The sequence below is a fragment of the Collinsella stercoris DSM 13279 genome, from assembly GCF_020735465.1.
Lineage (GTDB): Bacteria > Actinomycetota > Coriobacteriia > Coriobacteriales > Coriobacteriaceae > Collinsella > Collinsella stercoris.
The window spans coordinates 1,846,753-1,864,901 of the sequence record NZ_CP085935.1; the positions used below are offsets into that span (position 1 = coordinate 1,846,753).

Annotated in this window: 11 protein-coding genes; 5 read left to right on the forward strand and 6 right to left on the reverse strand. The window is 67.5% G+C overall.

From position 1 onward, the window contains the following. Positions 1-818 precede the first annotated feature (818 nt). The 6 genes from nifJ to LK434_RS07860 form a co-directional block, all read right to left on the reverse strand. Positions 819-4,361 (reverse strand): pyruvate:ferredoxin (flavodoxin) oxidoreductase, encoded by a 3,543-nt coding sequence (gene nifJ / locus LK434_RS07835; RefSeq protein ID WP_006721702.1) that lies wholly within the window; start codon positions 4,359-4,361, stop codon positions 819-821. A 286-nt stretch (positions 4,362-4,647) separates the two neighbouring features. Beyond that, positions 4,648-5,244 carry a recombination mediator RecR gene (gene recR / locus LK434_RS07840; protein ID WP_006721703.1) on the reverse strand — a complete coding sequence of 199 codons (597 nt, stop codon included), beginning with the start codon at positions 5,242-5,244 and terminating at the stop codon, positions 4,648-4,650. Positions 5,245-5,461: 217 nt separating this feature from the next. Continuing rightward, positions 5,462-5,788: a YbaB/EbfC family nucleoid-associated protein gene (locus LK434_RS07845; RefSeq protein ID WP_006721704.1), complete on the reverse strand. Its 327-nt coding sequence runs from the start codon at positions 5,786-5,788 to the stop codon at positions 5,462-5,464. 424 nt (positions 5,789-6,212) lie between these two features. After that, on the reverse strand, positions 6,213-9,119 hold the full coding sequence (gene dnaX / locus LK434_RS07850; protein WP_227917703.1) for a DNA polymerase III subunit gamma/tau: 2,907 nt from the start codon (positions 9,117-9,119) through the stop codon (positions 6,213-6,215). A gap of 43 nt (positions 9,120-9,162) precedes the next feature. Continuing rightward, the gene (locus tag LK434_RS07855; RefSeq protein ID WP_006719280.1) at positions 9,163-9,357 is read right to left on the reverse strand and encodes a hypothetical protein; all 195 of its coding nucleotides are present in this window, start codon (positions 9,355-9,357) and stop codon (positions 9,163-9,165) included. A gap of 109 nt (positions 9,358-9,466) precedes the next feature. After that, complete coding sequence (locus LK434_RS07860) at positions 9,467-9,637, reverse strand: hypothetical protein (protein ID WP_227917704.1); 171 nt, start codon at positions 9,635-9,637, stop codon at positions 9,467-9,469. Between the two features lie 420 nt (positions 9,638-10,057). Here LK434_RS07860 and LK434_RS07865 point away from each other — a divergent pair, with 420 nt between their 5' ends. Genes LK434_RS07865 through LK434_RS07885 form a run of 5 tightly spaced genes read left to right on the forward strand, consistent with a single transcriptional unit; the run spans position 10,058 to position 18,121 of the window. After that, entirely contained in the window at positions 10,058-11,950 is a 1,893-nt protein-coding gene (locus LK434_RS07865; protein ID WP_227917705.1) for a serine/threonine-protein kinase, read from the forward strand. Beyond that, complete coding sequence (locus tag LK434_RS07870) at positions 11,947-12,951, forward strand: FhaA domain-containing protein (protein WP_227917706.1); 1,005 nt, start codon at positions 11,947-11,949, stop codon at positions 12,949-12,951. The genes LK434_RS07865 and LK434_RS07870 overlap by 4 nt, the downstream gene beginning before the upstream one ends. A gap of 3 nt (positions 12,952-12,954) precedes the next feature. Then, complete coding sequence (locus tag LK434_RS07875) at positions 12,955-13,368, forward strand: FHA domain-containing protein (protein WP_227917707.1); 414 nt, start codon at positions 12,955-12,957, stop codon at positions 13,366-13,368. Then, a complete protein-coding gene (locus LK434_RS07880) occupies positions 13,365-15,302 on the forward strand; it encodes a Stp1/IreP family PP2C-type Ser/Thr phosphatase (protein ID WP_227917708.1) in 1,938 nt (645 codons plus the stop codon). Before LK434_RS07875 ends, LK434_RS07880 begins: the two co-directional genes overlap by 4 nt. Continuing rightward, complete coding sequence (locus LK434_RS07885) at positions 15,299-18,121, forward strand: FtsW/RodA/SpoVE family cell cycle protein (RefSeq protein WP_006721987.1); 2,823 nt, start codon at positions 15,299-15,301, stop codon at positions 18,119-18,121. The genes LK434_RS07880 and LK434_RS07885 overlap by 4 nt, the downstream gene beginning before the upstream one ends. The last annotated feature ends 28 nt before the right edge of the window (positions 18,122-18,149 follow it).

The following is an 18,149-nucleotide window of genomic DNA, read 5'->3' on the forward strand; positions in this document are numbered from 1 at the left end:
CGCCTGTTAGCACGGTGGAGTGTCCCGTCCCCCGCACCTCGCGTTTCGCGGTGAGTCGCTTGTTAAGATTCTCAGTGAATAGCCGCCGACAGCCCGTCACAGCCCGTCCGGTGCATCATCGCTGCGCCTGCCGAGGTTCGGTGCGCTTGTCAGTGGCTGGAGCTCCGGTGTACCTGCCAGGGGCTGAAGCTCCGGTGTGCCTCTGGATCATCAATCCACTTGCCGGTGGCCGATCCCCGACGCACTCCCGAATCTTCGGTGCACTTGCTGAAGGCTGGCCCCCGGCGCGCCTCTGGATTATCGGTGCACTTGCCGGCGGCCGATCCCCGACGCACTCCCGAATCCTCCATGCACTTCTCAAACTTCGATGCACCTGGAAACCGTTTTCCAGGCGAGAAATGGTCGCCACCTGCACTGAAGTTCACAAAGTGCATCGGGTTTTACAAGCGCATCAAAGATCGCCAAGCGCACGCAGATTCGCCAAGCGCATCGCAGCTCTTCTCGTGCACCGCCGCTCTTCTCGTGCACCGATGATCGTAAAACGCACATACATCACGTTTTTCCATCCTACTTTTAGAGTTTTAACTACGCTTTTCCATCATGTTATTGGATGTTTTACTACGTTTTTCCATCCCATTTTTGATCGAGTTGCCACGCTTTTCCAACACAGTTTTAGCCTGCTTGATTGCGTTTTCCATCTCGGATTCGCCTCGGCAGGCTGTGTATTCCAGCACACACACGAACGCCCCCGCCGGAAATGAATCCGACGGGGGCGCATCAGGCGCTATGCGCTGCGGCTCAAAGCCCGTTTTAGGCGACTACTCGTTGTAGAGCGTCTTGAGCTTGACCAGGTGCTGGTAGCGATCCATGGCAGCGGCCTCGTTGGCAGCGAAGAGCTTCTCGGCGCGCTCCGGGAACGCGGTGGTCAGGCTCGCGTAGCGGGCCTCGTTCATCAGGAACTCCTGGTAACCGCCGGCCGGCTCCTTGGAGTCGAGGGCGAATTTCTTGCCCTCGGGGGCAGCCGGGTTGTAGCGGAAGAGGTTCCAGTAACCGCAGTCCACAGCCTTCTTCATCTCGGCCTGGCAGTTCTGCATGCCGCCCTTCTTGATGGAGTGCATCTCGCAGGGGCTGTAGCCGATGATGATGGACGGGCCGTCGTAGGCCTCGGCCTCGTGGATGGCCTTGAGGGTCTGGGCCGGGTTGGCACCCATGGCGACCTGCGCCACGTAGACGTAGCCGTAGCTCATCGCAATCTCGGCGAGGCTCTTCTTCTTGACGTTCTTGCCCGCGGCGGCAAACTGGGCGACCTGGCCCAGGTTAGAGGCCTTGGAGGCCTGGCCGCCGGTGTTGGAGTACACCTCGGTGTCGAACACGAAGACGTTGACGTTGTTGCCGGAGGCAAGGACATGATCCAGGCCGCCGAAGCCGATGTCGTAGGCCCAGCCGTCGCCGCCGAAGATCCAGAAGGACTTCTTGGTGAGGTACGCCTTGTCGGCCAGGATCTCCTTGGCCTTGTCGCAATCGGACTTCTCGCACTCGGCGATCAGCGCGGCAGCGGTGGTCTTGGAGCCCTCGACGTCATTGCGAGCATCCATCCAAGCCTGGGCGGCGGCCTTCAGCTCGTCGGAAGCCTTGTCGCAGCCGAGCATCTCCTCGCACGCGGCGACAAGCTTGCCCTGGACGGCCTTGTAGCCGAGCTCGAGACCGAGACCATGCTCGGCGTTGTCCTCGAACAGGGAGTTGTTCCAAGCCGGGCCGTGACCGTTCGCATCGGTGCAGAACGGGGAGGTCGCGGCAGGGTTGCCCCAAATGGAGGAGCAGCCGGTGGCGTTGGAGATGAACATACGGTCGCCGCAGACCTGCGTGACGAGGCGGGCATACGCGGTCTCGGCGCAGCCGGCGCAGGAGCCGGAGAACTCAAGCAGGGGCTGCTTGAACTGGCTGGACTTGACGTTGTTGCCGATGAGCTCCGGCTTTTCGGAGACGTTGGCCACGCAGTAGTCGAAGTTCTCTTGCTCGGACAGCTCGCCCTCGGCGGGAACCATGGTGAGCGCGTCCTTGGGGCAGACCTTGGCGCAGTTGGTGCAGCCCATGCAGTCGAGCGGGCTGATGGCCATGGTGAACTTGTAGCCGGTGTCCTTGGGGATCTTCACATCGAGCGTGCGCAGGCCCTCGGGAGCGGCGGCCATCTCGTCGGCGTTGAGCGCGAACGGGCGGATCGTAGCGTGCGGGCACACGTAGGCGCACTGGTTGCACTGGATGCACTTGGTCTCGTCCCAATGCGGCACCATAACAGCGACGCCGCGCTTCTCGTACGCAGAGGCGCCCAGCTCGAACTGGCCGTCGGCGCAATCCTTGAAGGCGGAGACGGGCAGGGAGTCGCCGTCCATGCGGGCGATGGGCTCCATGAGCTCCTTGACCTGCTTGGCGATGGCCGTCTTCTCGTCATCGGTGAGAACGGCGGCAGGCGCCTCGTCGGTGGCGTCGGCCCAGTCGGCGGGAACATCGAACTTCACGAACGCGGTCGCGCCGGCATCGATAGCCTTGTGGTTGGCGTCGACGATGGCCTGGCCCTTCTTGGCATAGGACTTGGTGGCGGCGTCCTTCATGTACTGGAGCGCCTCCTCCTGCGGGAGCACGCCGGCCAGCGCGAAGAACGCGGACTGAAGCACGGTGTTGGTGCGCTTGCCCATGCCCACCTTGGCGGCCAGGTCGATGGCGTCGATCAGGTAGACGTTGATGTTGTTCTTGGCGATATAGCGCTTGGCGTTCGCCGGCATATGGGAGGCGAACTCCTCGGGCGTCCACTGGCAGTTGACCAGGAAGGTGCCGCCGGGCTTGACGTCGCGGACCATCTTGAAGCCCTTGACGATGTAGCTCGGGTTGTGGCAAGCCACGAAGTCGGCCTTGGTCACATAGTACGGCGAGCGGATGGGGGAATCGCCAAAGCGCAGGTGCGAGATGGTGACGCCGCCGGTCTTCTTGGAGTCGTACTGGAAGTAGGCCTGGACGTACTTGTCCGTGTGGTCGCCGATGATCTTGATCGAGTTCTTGTTGGCGCCAACCGTGCCGTCGCCGCCAAGGCCCCAGAACTTGCACTCGATGGTGCCCTCAGCAGCGGTGTTGGGGGCGTCCGGGTCCATGGGCAGGGACAGGTGGGTGAGGTCGTCCTCGATGCCGATGGTGAACTCGCGCTTGGGCGCGTCCTTCTTGAGCTCCTCGTACACGGCAAAGGCAGCCGCCGGCGGCTCGTCCTTGGAACCCAGGCCGTAACGGCCGCCGACCACCACGAGGTCGGAGCGACCGGCCTCGTACAGGGCGGAAACGACGTCCTGGTAGAGCGGCTCGCCGATGGAGCCGGGCTCCTTGGTGCGGTCGAGCACGGCGATCTTCTTGACGGTCGCGGGCAGGGCGGCCACGAAGTCCTCGACGGACCACGGGCGGTACAGGCGAACCTTGACCAGGCCGACCTTCTCGCCATGGGCGTTCAGGTAGTCGATGACCTCCTCGAGCGTGTCGCAGAAGGAGCCCATGCACACGACCACGCGGTCGGCGTCGTCGGCGCCGTAGTAGTCGAACAGGTGGTAGCTGGTGCCGAGCTTGGCGTTCACCTTGTCCATGTAGGACTGAACGATGGCGGGCAGCGCGTTGTACGTGGCGTTGCAGGCCTCGCGGTGCTGGAAGAAGATGTCACCGTTCTCGTGGCTGCCGCGAGCCGCGGGGCGCTCGGGGTTGAGCGCGTGGTCGCGGAAGGCCTGGACGGCGTCCATATCGCACATGTCCTTGAGGTCCTCGTAGTCCCACACGGCGACCTTCTGGATCTCATGGCTGGTGCGGAAGCCGTCGAAGAAGTTGAGGAACGGGGTCTTGCCCTCGATGGCGGCCAGGTGGGCCACCGGTGCGAGGTCCATGACCTCCTGCACGTTGCCCTCGGCGAGCATGGCGAAGCCGGTCTGGCGGCAGGCCATGACGTCGGAGTGATCGCCGAAGATGTTGAGCGCGTGGGTGGCGACGGTACGGGCCGAGACGTGGAAGACGCTCGGCAGACCCTCGCCCGCGATCTTGTACATGTTCGGGATCATGAGCAGAAGACCCTGGGAGGCCGTGTAGGTGGTGGTGAGGGCACCGGCGCCCAGAGAGCCGTGCACGGCACCGGCGGCGCCGGCCTCGGACTCCATCTCGACCACGTTCACGGGCGTGCCGAAGATGTTCTTCATGCCCTGAGCCGCCCACTGGTCGACATGGTCGGCCATAGGGCTGGACGGCGTGATCGGGTAAATACCCGCCACTTCGGTGTACGCGTAGCTTACGTACGCGGCGGCCTCGTTGCCGTCCATAGACTTGAACTTACGATCTGCCATATACCCCTCTCCTCTCGACTAGGTATATAAGGCGCCGGGGGTCACGTCGGCCCCCGGTATGTTCGCATGGGCGGATGCGTCGAACAGCGGTGCCCCGCGCCTCCGCCATGCACTCGCGCGGCAGGACAAAGTGCCACGCGGGATACGCATGCAAACTCATTGTACCCCCCGAGATTACTTATAGAAGGACAATCTGAGAGAGTCGGTGAGCGTATGTTTTCGCAGGTAGATTTGGTTATATTGCAGTGCGTTCAACACTTTTGCGCGCCGGCGGGGCAAGCGGCGGCTACAGCGCGCGACGGGCCTCGATGGCGCGGCCCAAGGTAAGCTCATCGGCGTATTCAAGATCGCCGCCCACGGGCAGGCCGCTCGCCAGACGCGTGACGGTGATGCCGAGCGGCTTGATGGTGCGGGCGAGGTAGCTCGCGGTGGTCTCGCCCTCGATGTTGGGATTGGTGGCGATGATGACCTCTTCGATGTCCTCCGCGCCCAAGCGGGCGAGCAGCTCGCGAACATGAAGCTGGTCGGGGCCGATCTTGTCCATGGGGCTGATCACGCCGCCCAGCACGTGGTACAGGCCGTGGTAGCTGCCGGTGCGCTCAATCGCCGTGACGTCGCGCGGCTCGCCCACCACGCAGATCCGGTTGCGGTCGCGGGACATGTCCTCGCAGATGGCGCACTCGTCGCCGGTGGCGTAGTTGAAGCAGCGGCTGCAGAAGTGGACCTCGTTTTTGACCATGAGAATGGCGTCGGCAAGACGGCGGGCCTCCTCGGCATCAGCCTCGAGAAGGTAATACGCGATGCGCTGAGCGCTCTTGGGGCCGATGCCGGGCAGGCGGCCCAGCTCATCGAGGAGAATTTGAAGGCTGCGGTCTGCACTCATGATGCCGCTCCAACAGATCAAAGTTTACGGGTAGGTGGCTTACGCGGGCAGGTGGCTTGCGGGTGGACAATCCATCGGCGAGTCGCACGGCGGGCGCGCCCGGGCACCCTCGCGAAAAAACAAGGCGTCAAGGCGGCCGCTGGCGTCAAGGCGGCCGCCCGACGCCCAAACGACTCATCCCGGGAACCGCAACCCAGCTCCCGGGGTGTCCTGCTCTTTAGAACGGCATGCCCGGGATGCCGGCGCCCATGCCACCCGTCACGGCGCTCATGCGCTTGTTGGCGATCTCGGCAACGCCGCGGCACGCCTCGTTGACGGCGGCCACGATCATGTCCTGCAGCATCTCGACGTCCTCGGGATCGAGGGCATCGGGGTCGATGGTGACCGACTTGAGCTGCATGGCGCCATCGACGGTGACCTTGACCATGCCGCCGCCGGCGCTGGCGTCGACGGTGACCTCGCTCATGCTCTCCTGGGCCTCGGCGAGCTTTTGCTGCATCTGCTGAGCCTGCTTCATGAGCTGATTCATGTTGATACCGGCCATGGGTTCTCCTCACTCACTGAGCCTGCAACGCGAGTTGACGCGCGCAGGCGAATAATCCAGAAGGCATGGTACCACGGGGCGCGGCCGGCCGATCGGCCCGCGCCCCGTGCGATTGCCACGGCCGGCCGTACGGTGGACGCCGCGCGGTTGCCACGGCTGGCTGTACGCCGCCTACCGTACGGTTGCCCCGGCCGGTCGTACACCGCCTACCGCACGGTTGCCACGGCCGACCGTACGGTTGCCATGGCCGGTCGCGCGCCGCCCGCCGTGCAATTGCCACGGCCCGCCGTACAGTGGGCGCCGCGAAATACGTCGAAAAGCCGCCCATATCAAAGCCGCCCACATCGCAAAACAGCGACATGGGCGGCTGGGCACATTCGACGAACTCACGAGCGCTCTGCAGCTCGCAGGCACTCTACCGGGACTACTTAAAGACCACGTTGCCCCAGATGCTCTCGAGGACGGCCTTGGGATCGGCCTCGGCGTCGGAGTCTGCCGCAAGCGAAGGCATGGGGGCTGCCGGCGGGGTGGCGTCCGTCGACGCAGACGCCACCGGCGGAACGGGCGCGCCGCTCGCGGGGGCAGAAGGCATCGGTGCCGGGGTGCTTGAGGACGTCGGGGCACTTGAGTGCGCAGCGGGCGTCTGCGCGGCGGGGACAGAGTTGCCCACCGACCGCTCGGCAGACGCGGACGACGAATCCACCGATGGCACCTCAGCGGGAACGTCAAAGGGAGGGACCTCGTCATCGCCCTCGTACGACGCGATAAAGGCGTCGTCGTAGGGAGGCATCTCGTCCTCCCACGCCTTGCGGTCCGCCTCGATATCGCGGTCGCTCAAAATCGTGGGACCGGTTGCCTGGTCGACGGCGGATGGCGAGGGCTGGGGCGAGGGCTCAACCTGGGGTGAAGGCGCAGCCGCGGGCACTGATGCGGAGGCAGCAGGCGCGGCGGGCAACGCCGCGGCAGAAGAAGGCGCAGAGGCGGCGCGAGCAGCCGCGGGGGCGGGAGCCGCTGATGTCGGCGGCGTGGCAACCGTGGACGCCTGGACGGGAGCCGAGCCGGCAGGGGCGGGCGACGCGGCGCGCGGCGCTCCGGGGGCCGCGGGGGCAGAAGGCGCGGCGGAAGCCGAGCCGGCGGAAACGGGTGACGAAGCAGGGGGCATGGTCCGAGCTGTGACGGGTGCAGCCGCGGGGGCGGGCGCCTGAGCCGGGGCGAAAGTGGATACCTGAGCGGAAGCAGGCGCCGGAGCCGCGGGGGCCTTCGCCGCGCCTTCCATCACATACGTCACTGAGCGCTTTCCGAACACCTGGCAGATGATCGGCATGACCAGCTGGCTCGAATCGGGGCGCGTGATCATCTTGAGCGCGAACGTCGAACCCTTGGGGAATCCGATCGTGAGCGTCTCGCCGTCGTCGCTCACCGCCCGAGAGCTCTGGAGCAGGCCGCCGCGAGAGGGCTGTTCGGCCGTGATGCGCTTAACGGCATCCGCCCATCGACGCTGCAGGTCGCCCGCGTCGGCCGCCGGCGGGGTCACGGGGCACGCAGCCATTTCGGGCTGGGAGTCGGCGGCAATCGTGATGCTTTCCTGCGGAGCGGAGGCCCGGGCCGGTGAGGCGGGCGCCCCCTGCGCAGCAGGACGCTCAGCTCCGGCGGGCGCCGCCTGCGATGCGGGAACCGGGGCGACCTGCGCCCGAGGCGCCGACGGGCCGGTTTGCGTCGCGGCGCCCGCCACAGGCTGCGCAGCCTGGGCGGGAACGGCTGCAGCGGGGGCGGCAGCAGTCGGAGCGGGAACCGGTCCATTCGACGCCGAGGCAGCAGGTGCCGCCGGTCGAGGCGCCGGGGCAGATCCGGATTGAGCCGAACGGGGCGCGGCAGCGGACCCGGAAGTCGACGAGCGGACAGAGGGGCTCACGTCCGCCGCGCCAGAAGCGGCAACCGGGCTGCTCGAAGCCCGCGCGGGACCCTGGGTCACACACGGATCGGCAGTCGGGGAGGAGACGGGTGCCGGCGCCGCAGCCGAGGCGGAATTCGGAACCACCGGCGCCGCAGAAGTGGCCAAAGGCACCGCACCGGCGCGTGGGACGGCGTTCGGAGCGCCACCGTGCGGGCCGGCAGCGGCAGCCAGCTGCGCCGCGTCCATGGGGCCACTCAGCACGCCGGCGGCGAGCTGCACCTCCAGGCGGGCCAGACGCTCGGCCAGCGCCTCGAGGGTCAAATCGGTCTCCGGGCGCGCGAGCCTCGTCAGCGCGATCTCGAGCACCAGGCGCTGGTCGGACGCGTTGCGCATCTCGAGCGCGGCGTCGTCCAGCACGGTGAGCGCGCGCGCCAGACGATCGGCGCCCTCGAACAGGCGCGCCTCCTCCACCAGCGCCGCGACCTCCTCGGGCGTGCCGTCGAACAGCTCGGTCTTGGGGCCCGCAATCGCCGCGGTATACACGTCGCGCACGTGCGCAACCAGGTCGTGTGTGAGCTCCATCAAATCGTTGCCCTCATCCGCCTGCACGCGCACCAGGCCGAACAGTCCCACCGTGTCGCGCACGGCGATCTTGCAGGCAAATTCCGAGAGCACCGTCGAGGCAACCTCGCCCAGCAGCGAGCGGGCGTCATCCACGTGCACGGAGCCGTCGCCGAACACCGAAAGCTGCTCGAGCGTGGAGAGCGCATCGCGCATGCCGCCGCGGGCATGGCGCGCCACGATCTCGAGCGCCTCCTCGTCAAAGGCAAAGCCCTCCTGCTCGCAGATGAACCGCAGACGCCCCACGATATCCTCGTTCGAGATGCGGTGGAAGTCGAAGCGCTGGCAGCGCGACAAAATCGTCTCGAGGATCTTTTGCGGGTCGGTGGTGCACAGCACAAAGACCACGTGGCTCGGCGGCTCCTCAAGCGTCTTGAGCAGCGCGTTGAACGCCGCCGTGGTGAGCATGTGAACCTCGTCGATGATGTAGACCTTGTACGCGCCGCGCACGGGGGCAAAGCTCACCGAGTTGATGATCTCCTCGCGCACGTTGTCCACGCCCGTGCGGCTCGCCGCGTCGAGCTCGTACACGTCCGGGTGCGTACCCGCCGCGATGGCCTCGCACTCGGGGCACGTTCCGTCCGGCATGCAGCCCGACGCGCCGGTTGCCCGCGCGGCCTCAGAGCCCTCGCACAAAAGTGACTTGGCGAGAATGCGCGCCATGGTGGTCTTGCCCGTGCCGCGCGGTCCGCAGAACAGGTACGCGTGCGACAGGCGACCCTCGGCCACGGCGTGCTTGAGCGTGGACACGATATGTTGCTGGCCCACCACGCTCTCGAACGTAAGCGGACGGTACTTTCTATAAAGCGACTCCATGGGGAGGCCTCCCTTACAGCCGTGTCGGGTGCCGCGCGGCGCGCTACAGGCCGCGCTCCGCCAGACGGCGGTCTATCTCTTTCAACGTCGAACGGATCGCAAAGAGCTGTTTGTATGTGGCGGATTTTACCCTGTTCTCCGCACGGAGCTGTTCCATACGGTGGGAGACCTCGTCAAGCTCATGCCGAACATCCTCCGCGAACTGGTCAAACGCCGCAAGTCGCTCTTGGTTGTTCACCCGGCACCGCCCTTCTCCCCTTCCGCCGGCAGCGCATGGCAGCGCCGCCCCGCAAATGTGCGCGCCGCGCTCCTCAGGTCCGCCGCGCCAACGTCGCGCGTCGCTTCAATCATACCGCCTCGTCCGGCCGCGAACGCCTTGCGACCGGACCGCGCGCCGGAATCCCGCACGCGCCCGCAACGGGCACGAGATAGCCGCCGCCCAAGTCGCCGTCGCCGCCCAAGTCGCCGTCGCGACCACTGTCGCCGCAACCGGCGTCGCCGAGTGAGCGCTTTTCCAACGTTTCAACCCCCTCAAACGTTGGAAAAGCGCTCACTCGGCGCAGGGGGAGGTGCCGGGACGAAGGGGGCCGGCACCGAAGACGCGAATGACGCAAAACGAAAAGATCCACTCGCGTGACGCACCGCAAAAGCGATGCCCCGACGCGGCACGCAAGCAGGGCGGGACTGCGAGGACCGCAATGAGAACGAGAGGTGAAGCGGACAGAGCCAAGAGGGGGCGCCGAAACGAATCCACCCAACACGCGACGCAGGAGGAGGGCGCCAAAACGAAGCCGCCCGGCACGGCGCAGGGGGAAGAACGGCAAAAAGGGTGACGAACCTGCGGATTCGCGGGGCGGCAGGGCGCGCGTGGTAGAATGCGGCGTACACCAAGCGGTCGCAAGGCCGGGAAACGTAGCTCAAACGCACCAAGGATGGCCATGCCGCTGTTCTCCTCACGCCCCTCGCGCCAAACCGGCGCGCTCAACAATATCCCAACACCCCGCACCGGTCTGGGCAACGCGCACATCGCGCCGCCGCCCCCAGCCGGCTCCGCGGCGTCCTCACTCCTCAAGCGCTACCGTCCGCTCGAAACCCGCGCGGCGGGCGGGTTTGGCAGCGTAGAGATCTGCCTCGATGGGCGCCTCCAGCGCCGCGTGGCCATCAAGCGCATGCCGCTCGCCTCGCCGTACAACCGCACGTCCACCGAGACCACCGCCACCGCGCTTGCGGAGGCGCGCACAGCGAGCATGCTGCAACACCCCAACATCGTGCAGGTCATCGACTTCACCTACGACAGCGCCTATGCATACCTGGTCATGGAGTACGTGGACGGCATGAGCCTCGAGGAGTTCCTCTCACAGGTCGACGGCCACTCGCTCACCTACGACGAGGCCTCCTGCATCGCCGACGCGCTGGTGCAGGCGCTCGCCTTTGCCCACGAGAACGGCGTGCTGCACCTCGACATCAAGCCGGCCAACGTTCTCATCGACCGCAGCGGCCACGTCAAGCTCGCAGACTTTGGCATGGCAACGCTCGCGAGCGCAGCGGGCTTTGGCGGCGCGCGCGGGGGCACCATCGGCTACATGGCGCCCGAGCAGCTCAACGGCGAGATAGTGGACGAGCGCAGCGATGTGTTCTCGCTCGCCGCCGTGCTCTACGAGTCGCTATGCGCCACCGCCCCGTTCCGCGCGGGAACCCCCGCCGACTCGCTCAAGAACATCGAGAAGGGCGTCCTGTACCCCAGCGACCTGCTGCCCGATATCCCCGAGACCGCGGAGCACGCGCTGCTGCGCGCCCTCTCCCCCAACGCCGACGACCGCATGATCGACGTGGGCGAGTTTGGCGACGGCTTTCTACCGGGGCTCGGCAACCCGCGCGAGGGCCGCCGCAGCCTGGCGCGCATCATCGCCCGCCTCACCTCGGACGAGGGGGAGCCGAACGACGGCGAGACCGAGGCGCAGGGTCGCGTATGGGAACTCGACCCCGCCGAGGGCTACCTGGGCAGCCGCACGGGAAGGGCGCGCGCCTACGCCCTGGGCGCCGTGAGCGGCCTTGCCGTCACGGCCGTCTCGTGGTCCCTGCTGGGCGACCTGCACGTGGGGAGCGCCCTGGCGCGCGGCGTGACCGCCATGGGCATTGGCGTTGGCGCCGCCCTCGCGCCGCAAATCGGCTCGGCGCTCGCCGTCGGGGGGTTGCTCATGCTCGTCCTCAACAACACGCCGCTGCTCTCGGCGCTGCCCGTCGCCATCCTGTCCTTTGCCATGTTCGCCGCATGGTGGCTCGTGTGGGGCCGCCTGCAACCGGCCGCCTCGGCCACCTTCGCCGCCGCGGCGGCTCTCGCCCTCGCATGCGGGGACGCGGCCCTCGCAGCCCCCGTGACAGCCGTGCTCGCCGCGTATTTCCTCGCGCCCGCGCACGCCGCCACCTCGACCGGCTGCGGCCTCGCGTTCGCCCAGTTGCTCCTCGCCGCGCACGCCGCAGGGGGCAGCCTGCCCTTTGGCGCCACGCTCCAAGCGCTCCTCACTCCCTCGTTCCTGGTTCCCGCCGCCGGCTTTTCCGCCCTGGCCGCAGGGGCGAGCTGGGTCCTCGACCGCACCTGGGAGGCACACCAAGACAGTCGGCCAACCGGCCTTCTCACCGCCCTGTACCTGCTGCTTCCCGTAGCATCCGTAGCCCTGCGCTATCTTGCGCAGCCTATGGAAATTGCCGCCGTGCCCGCCATCGAGGTCGCTGCGGCTGCAGGACTCGGGTGCCTATCCTCTATAATCGTTTGGATATGCATGTTTTCGCTCGGATATAGACGAGAAACCACGGAAGGTGATCGTTCGTGAACTTCCTGAATATCTTTGAGGACCGCATCGCCGGCATCTTCGGTGCGGCGCAGGCGCCGTTTTCCTTTAAGAAGCTCGCCAAGCAGGCGGCGCGCGAGATGGAGGACCAGACGCTGGTCATCAACGGCGTCGACACCGCGCCCGCCCTGTACACCGTCCTCATCGCCGCCGACGACGACCCCTTCTTGGCGCCTTTTTACCCGCAGCTGGCACGCGAGGTCGCCGAATTCGTCAAGGCGCAGGCGGAGAAGAAGCACTACCGCTTTGCGGGCGCGCCGCTCGTGCGCTTTATGATCGACCCGTCTCTCAAGGCGGGCAAGTTCTCCGTCTTTGCCGAGAACGTCGACGCCCCCACGCTCGCCCGCCTCTATGAGGAGGAGCGCGCGTTCCTGCACGGCGGAAAGCAGGCAGGCGCGCCCATGCCCGCGGCGGCCCCGCAGCCCGCCGCCCCGGCCCCCGCGCAGCGCCCCGCGCCCTCGCCGCTCGCCTCCGATGCCGACCCCAACGCCCCCGCCCCGCAACCCGCCGTCATCGAGGGCTTCGACCCCTTTGCCCCGGCAGACCCGTTTGCGCCGCAGGCTCCCATCCCCGTGCCGCAGACCATGACGCGCGAGCAGCTCGCCGGCTTGGGCGGAGCCGCCGCGGCGACCGGGGCAGGAGCCGCCGTCGCGGGCGCCGCGGCGCACATGGCGTCGACCCGCACCAGCGCCCCCGCCCGCCCGCTCGCCCAACTCGTGGACGTCGTCACCGGCGACACCTACGAGCTCACCAGCGCACGCGCCACGGTGGGCCGCGAGCGCTCCATGGCAGACGTCGTGCTGCGCGACCCCAACGTGAGCCGTCGCCATGCGCAGCTCACCTTTACCGGCAGCGACTGGTCCATCGAGGACCTCAACTCCACCAACGGCACGCTCGTGAACAACCGCCGCATCTCGCGGTGCCCGCTTCGCACCGGCGACCTGCTGACGTTCGGCCTGAGCACCTTCGAGTTTAGGGGCTAGCGCATGATCGACATCATCCTGTTCGCGGGGCGCATCGTCCTCGTCGTGCTCCTCTACATCTTCCTGTTCGCCGTCATGAAGACCGGCGTGGGCCTCGTGCGCGGCCAGCGCCGCGACTCCGCGATTTGGACCATCGACGTCGACAAGGGCCCGCGCGGCATCCGCGGCATCCACATGGACATCCTGGGGCCGGTCATCGTGGGCCGCTCCCCCAGCTCCGACATCTGCGTCAACGAGCCGTTCGTCTCGGCGAGCCACGCGCGTTTTTCGCTGCAGGGCCCCGCGCTCGTGATCGAGGACCTCAACTCGCTCAACGGCACGCTGGTGAACGGCCGCGCGCTGCAGGAGCCCGCCACGCTGCGCGAGGGCGATGAGGTGCAGATCGGCGACGTGGTCATGAAGGTGAATCGCCGATGACGATGGAGCGGGACAACGCATCCTTTTTAGAGGAGGGCCTTGCGAGCGCGCCCCAGGGAGCGCACGCCGAGCCCCCTCGGCACGCCGCGGCGCCGACCGCGCCCGCGCACGCCGCCCCCGGATCGTTTGAGCCCGACCTCCATCCCGCAAGCCCATTCGTCGAGCCCCAAGGCGCCGCCGATGCGGACGCCCTGGCAGAGCTCGGAGGCGAGCACACGGGCGCGGCCTTGGACGATGTCCCGGCAAAACCCGAACACGCACCCCAGGCGAGCCATTTTTCCGACCCCAGCGACGACTTTGCGGCGTCCGACCCCGAGAGCCTCGCCGAACTCGGCGGGAGCCCTCAATCGGACCCCGCCGCCGCGGTAGCGGAATGGACCGTGGCGGGCGATTCCCTCGACCTTGACAGCCCGCTCGACGAGCCGGACGACCGGCCGGGCATCGGCGAGCACGCCGCACGCGAAGAAGAATCCCCGCACGGCGTCCCGCCCTTCCTGGCAGACGCCGCGAGCGCCGGCGCCTCCCCCATCGACGTCCTCCCCGACCCCACCGCCCCCGCATCCCCAGAAGACACCGCCGAGATCGACATCACGGCGGTCGAGGCGCAGCTGAGCGACCCGGGGTCGACCCAAAGCTTCGAGCCCATCACCGACGACCTCATCGACACCGACGAGACCTTCGACGCGGGCACGTCCTCCATGCTCATGTGGGGCGCCCGCTCCGACGTGGGATGCGTGCGCAGCCACAACGAGGACTCCTACCTAGTCGCCTCTCCGCTCTTTTGCGTGTGCGACGGCATGGGCGGGCATGCGGCAGGCGAGGTGGCGAGCGCCATCGCCGTCGAGACCATCGCCAAGACCGGCCCCAAAACCGCCGACGCAACACAGCTTGGCGCTGCCGTCGAGGCCGCCAACGCCGCCATCATCGAGGCCGCCGTCAACGGCGTCGGCCGCCCGGGCATGGGCTGCACCGCCACCGCCGCCGTCATCGAGGGCACCACGCTCGCCATCGCGCACGTGGGCGACTCGCGCGCCTACCTGCTGCACGAGGGCACGCTCATCCGCGTGACGCGCGACCATTCCTACGTCGAGGAGCTCGTGGACGCCGGCGAGATCACCGCCGACGAGGCGCGCGTACACCCCAACCGCTCCGTGATCACCCGCGCGCTGGGTTCCGACCCCGCCATGTACGCGGACCACTTCACCCTGAACGTCGAGGAGGGCGACCGCCTGATCCTGTGCTCCGACGGATTGTCGAGCATGATCCCCGACGGCGAGATCGAGCGCGTGGCGCAGCAGAGCTCCACCGCCCAGATCTGCACCGATAACCTGGTGGACGCCGCGCTTGCGGCGGGCGGCGGCGACAACGTGACCGTGGTGGTGGTGGACATCACCGACGACGGTCGGGCGCGCGAGCTCGCCAAGAAGCACCGCCGCATCGCCACGCTCTCCGCCGTGGGGCTCCTGGCGGTCATCGCCATCGCCGCGATCGTCTCGTTCGTCTCCATCACGCACTCCGTGTACCTGGGCGTCAAGGACGACGCGGTGGCCATCTACACCGGCGTCCCCGGCACGCCCCTTGGCCTCAAGCTGCATTGGCTCGAGGACGAGACGTCGATCGAGCTCGCCGACCTGCCCGAGGACACGCAAAACCGCCTGCGCGAGGGCATTCCGCAAAAGAGCCTTGAGGACGCGAGCAAGGCGGTCGAGAACTATCGCGCCCAGATCGACGAGTCCAAGACCAAGGCGTTGCTCGACGCCCGCGCCATCTCTCAGGACGTGGAAGACCCGGCCGGCGAGGGCGGCGCGAGCTCGGCGAGCGATGCGCCCGCGACGGCGGATGCCTCCGGGCCCGCCGACGCCGTGGGATCGAGCGGCTCATCCGACGCCGCAACGTCCGCCAGCACTACGACCGAGGGAGGTGCCGCGCAATGAGTCGCCGCACGACCGAATTGCTCTTGCTCATAGCCGCAGCGTTCCCCGTGACCCTGCTGTACGCCCTGTACGTGGTCAACGCGGGCGCCGTGCTCTCGTTCCAGACGCTCGCCGTGCCGTTGGGCCTGTTCGCCGCCTTCGCCGCGGCGCACATCGGCGTGCGCCTCTTCGCTCCGGGCGCCGATCCCGCCCTGCTTCCCATCGTGTTCGCGCTCTCCGGCATAGGCATCACCTTTGTCACGCGCCTTGAGCCCTCCGCCTCCATGGGCCAGATCATCTATCTGTTCCTCGGCGTCGCCCTCATGGTGGGCACGCTTGCCGTGGTCAAGAACCTCGACGTCGTCAAGAGGTACAAATACGTGCTCGGCGCCGCGGGCATCGCCCTGCTCGTGCTGCCCATGCTCATCGGCACCGAGATCTACGGCTCCAAGCTGTGGATCAAGATCGGCAGCTTCCAGTTCCAGCCCGGCGAGTTCGCCAAGGTGTTCATCGTCTTGTTCCTCGCAGGCTACCTGGCCGAGAACCGCGAGCTGCTCTCCATCTCCAACCGTACCGTGCTGGGCGTCAAGCTGCCCCGCCTGCGCCTGCTCTACCCCCTGTTCATCGTGTGGGGCGTCTGCCTGCTCGTGGTGGCCTTCGAGCGCGACCTGGGCAGCGCGCTGTTGTTCTACACCATCTTCCTCATCATGCTCTACGTCGCCACCGGCCGCGTGTCCTACGTGCTCATCGGGCTGGTGCTCCTTGCCGTGGGCGCATTTGGCATGTACCAGATCATGGGACACGTGCAGGTGCGCGTGGCCATTTGGCTCGACCCGTTCAAAGACGCCCAGAACCTGGGCTTCCAGATCGTCCAGGCCCTCTACTCGCTCGCCGACGGAGGCCTGCTGGGCGTGGGCATCGGCAAGGGCCTGGGCGGCGACACCATCCCGGTCGTCGCCTCCGACATGATCTTTGCCGCCATCGGCGAGGAGATGGGCCTGCTGGGCGGCGCCGCGGTGCTGCTGCTGTTCATGCTGTTCGCCGTCCGCGGCCTCACCACGGCGGCGCGCGCCAAGTCCGACCTCGCCGCGTTCTCGGCCGCGGGACTCACCGCCGCGATCTCCTTCCAGGCGTTCACCATCGTGGGCGGCGTGACCAAGCTCATCCCGCTCACCGGCGTCACCCTGCCCTTTATGAGCCAGGGCGGCTCATCGCTGCTGGCGAGCTTCGTGATCGTGGCGCTGCTGTTGCGCGCCGGGGACGAGGCCACCGGCCGCTCGACCGAGATCGCCAACACCAGCACCGAGCTCACGCCCGTGGGCTATCGCCCCGGCGGGTCGCGCGGCTCGCACGTGCGCCGCCCCGCCCTCGACACGCCCGAGAGCGGCCTGCTGGGCCGCGTCGCCCTGGCCAACCGCCTCACGCGCACCGTCTTCCTGTTCACCGCGCTGTTCGCCGTGCTCATTGGCAACCTCACCTACATCCAGGTGTTCAAGGCATCCGAGTATCAGGACATGCCCAGCAACAACCACACCATCACCAAGGCTCGCTACATCAAGCGCGGCTCCATCATCACCGCCGACGGCCTCACGCTCGCCGAGTCCATCCAGCAGGAGGACGGCACGTACGTGCGCTCGTACCCCAACGGCAACCTCGCGGCGCACGCCGTGGGCTACTACTCGCAGCAGTACGGCAGCTCCGGCGTCGAGTCCTCGCAGGATAAGACGCTCACCGGCTCCAAGGATTACTCGAGCTGGCAAAACGCGCTCAACTCGCTCGCCGGCATCACCGAGCCGGGCAATTCCGTGCAACTCACCATCGACTCGCGCATCCAGCAAGCCGCCGAGCAAGCGCTGGCGGGCCGCAAGGGCGCCATCGTGGTGCTCGACCCCCGCACCGGCGCCGTGCTGGCCTGGGCGAGCGCCCCGGCGTACGACAACACGGACATCGCCGCAGCCATGGAGGCGGCGAACGCCAGCGGCGGTGCCGACACCTCCATGTTCGATCGCGCCACCCAGGCCCTCTACTCGCCCGGCTCCACGTTCAAGACCGTCACGCTCTCCTCGGCCCTCGAAAACGGCGTGGCGGCGCTCTCGTCCACGTACAGCAGCCCCGGCCGCATGGAGATCGGCGGTGCCGACGTGGTGAGCGTCAACGAGCAGGGCCATGGCACCATCACGCTCGACCGCGCGTTCGCGGTGTCCTCCAACACGGTCTTTGGCCAGGTCGCCGAGCAGCTCGGCGCCGATCGGCTCGTCGCGACCGCGCAGGCGTTCGGCTATGGCCAGAACCTGGGCATCGACTTCTCCACCGCGGTGTCGATCATGCCCGACCCGGCCGACATGTCCACCTGGGAGCTCGCCTGGGCGGGCGCCGGCCAGCCCGTCGGCCAGGGTCATACGCCCGGCCCCCAGACCACCGTCATGCAGAACGCCGTCATCGCGGCGGCGATCGCCAACAACGGCATCGCGATGAACCCCTACGTCGTGGGCCAGATCCTGGCACCGGACGGAACGGTCATCAAGACCACGCGCGAGCGCTCGCTCGGCCAGGCCGTCAGCAGCGGAACCGCCGAGCAGGTCAAGGAGGCCATGCTCGACGTCGTCCAAAACGGCAGCGGCTCGGCCGCAGGCATCGCGGGCGTCAAGGTGGCCGGCAAGACCGGCACCGCCGAGACCAACAGCGCCACCCCCAACTCGACCTTTATCGGGTTTGCACCATACGACACCCCCACCCTCGCGGTTTCGCTGGTTCTTGAGGAGACGACGGAAAACGAGGCGACCGCGGCCGCCGTTGCAGGGCAAGTCCTGCGAGCGGCGCTAGCGGCACAGGGCATGTAAGCGCATTTGACGAGGTAACGATATTTCC

Bases quoted from the DNA above. Each gene is read 5' to 3' on its own strand.
- nifJ (WP_006721702.1), bottom strand. From the start codon at position 4,361: ATGGCAGATCGTAAGTTCAAGTCTATGGACGGCAACGAGGCCGCCGCG.
- dnaX (WP_227917703.1), bottom strand. From the start codon at position 9,119: ATGGAGTCGCTTTATAGAAAGTACCGTCCGCTTACGTTCGAGAGCGTG.
- LK434_RS07885 (WP_006721987.1), top strand. From the start codon at position 15,299: ATGAGTCGCCGCACGACCGAATTGCTCTTGCTCATAGCCGCAGCGTTC.
- LK434_RS07875 (WP_227917707.1), top strand. From the start codon at position 12,955: ATGATCGACATCATCCTGTTCGCGGGGCGCATCGTCCTCGTCGTGCTC.
- LK434_RS07845 (WP_006721704.1), bottom strand. From the start codon at position 5,788: ATGGCCGGTATCAACATGAATCAGCTCATGAAGCAGGCTCAGCAGATG.
- LK434_RS07880 (WP_227917708.1), top strand. From the start codon at position 13,365: ATGACGATGGAGCGGGACAACGCATCCTTTTTAGAGGAGGGCCTTGCG.
- recR (WP_006721703.1), bottom strand. From the start codon at position 5,244: ATGAGTGCAGACCGCAGCCTTCAAATTCTCCTCGATGAGCTGGGCCGC.
- LK434_RS07865 (WP_227917705.1), top strand. From the start codon at position 10,058: ATGCCGCTGTTCTCCTCACGCCCCTCGCGCCAAACCGGCGCGCTCAAC.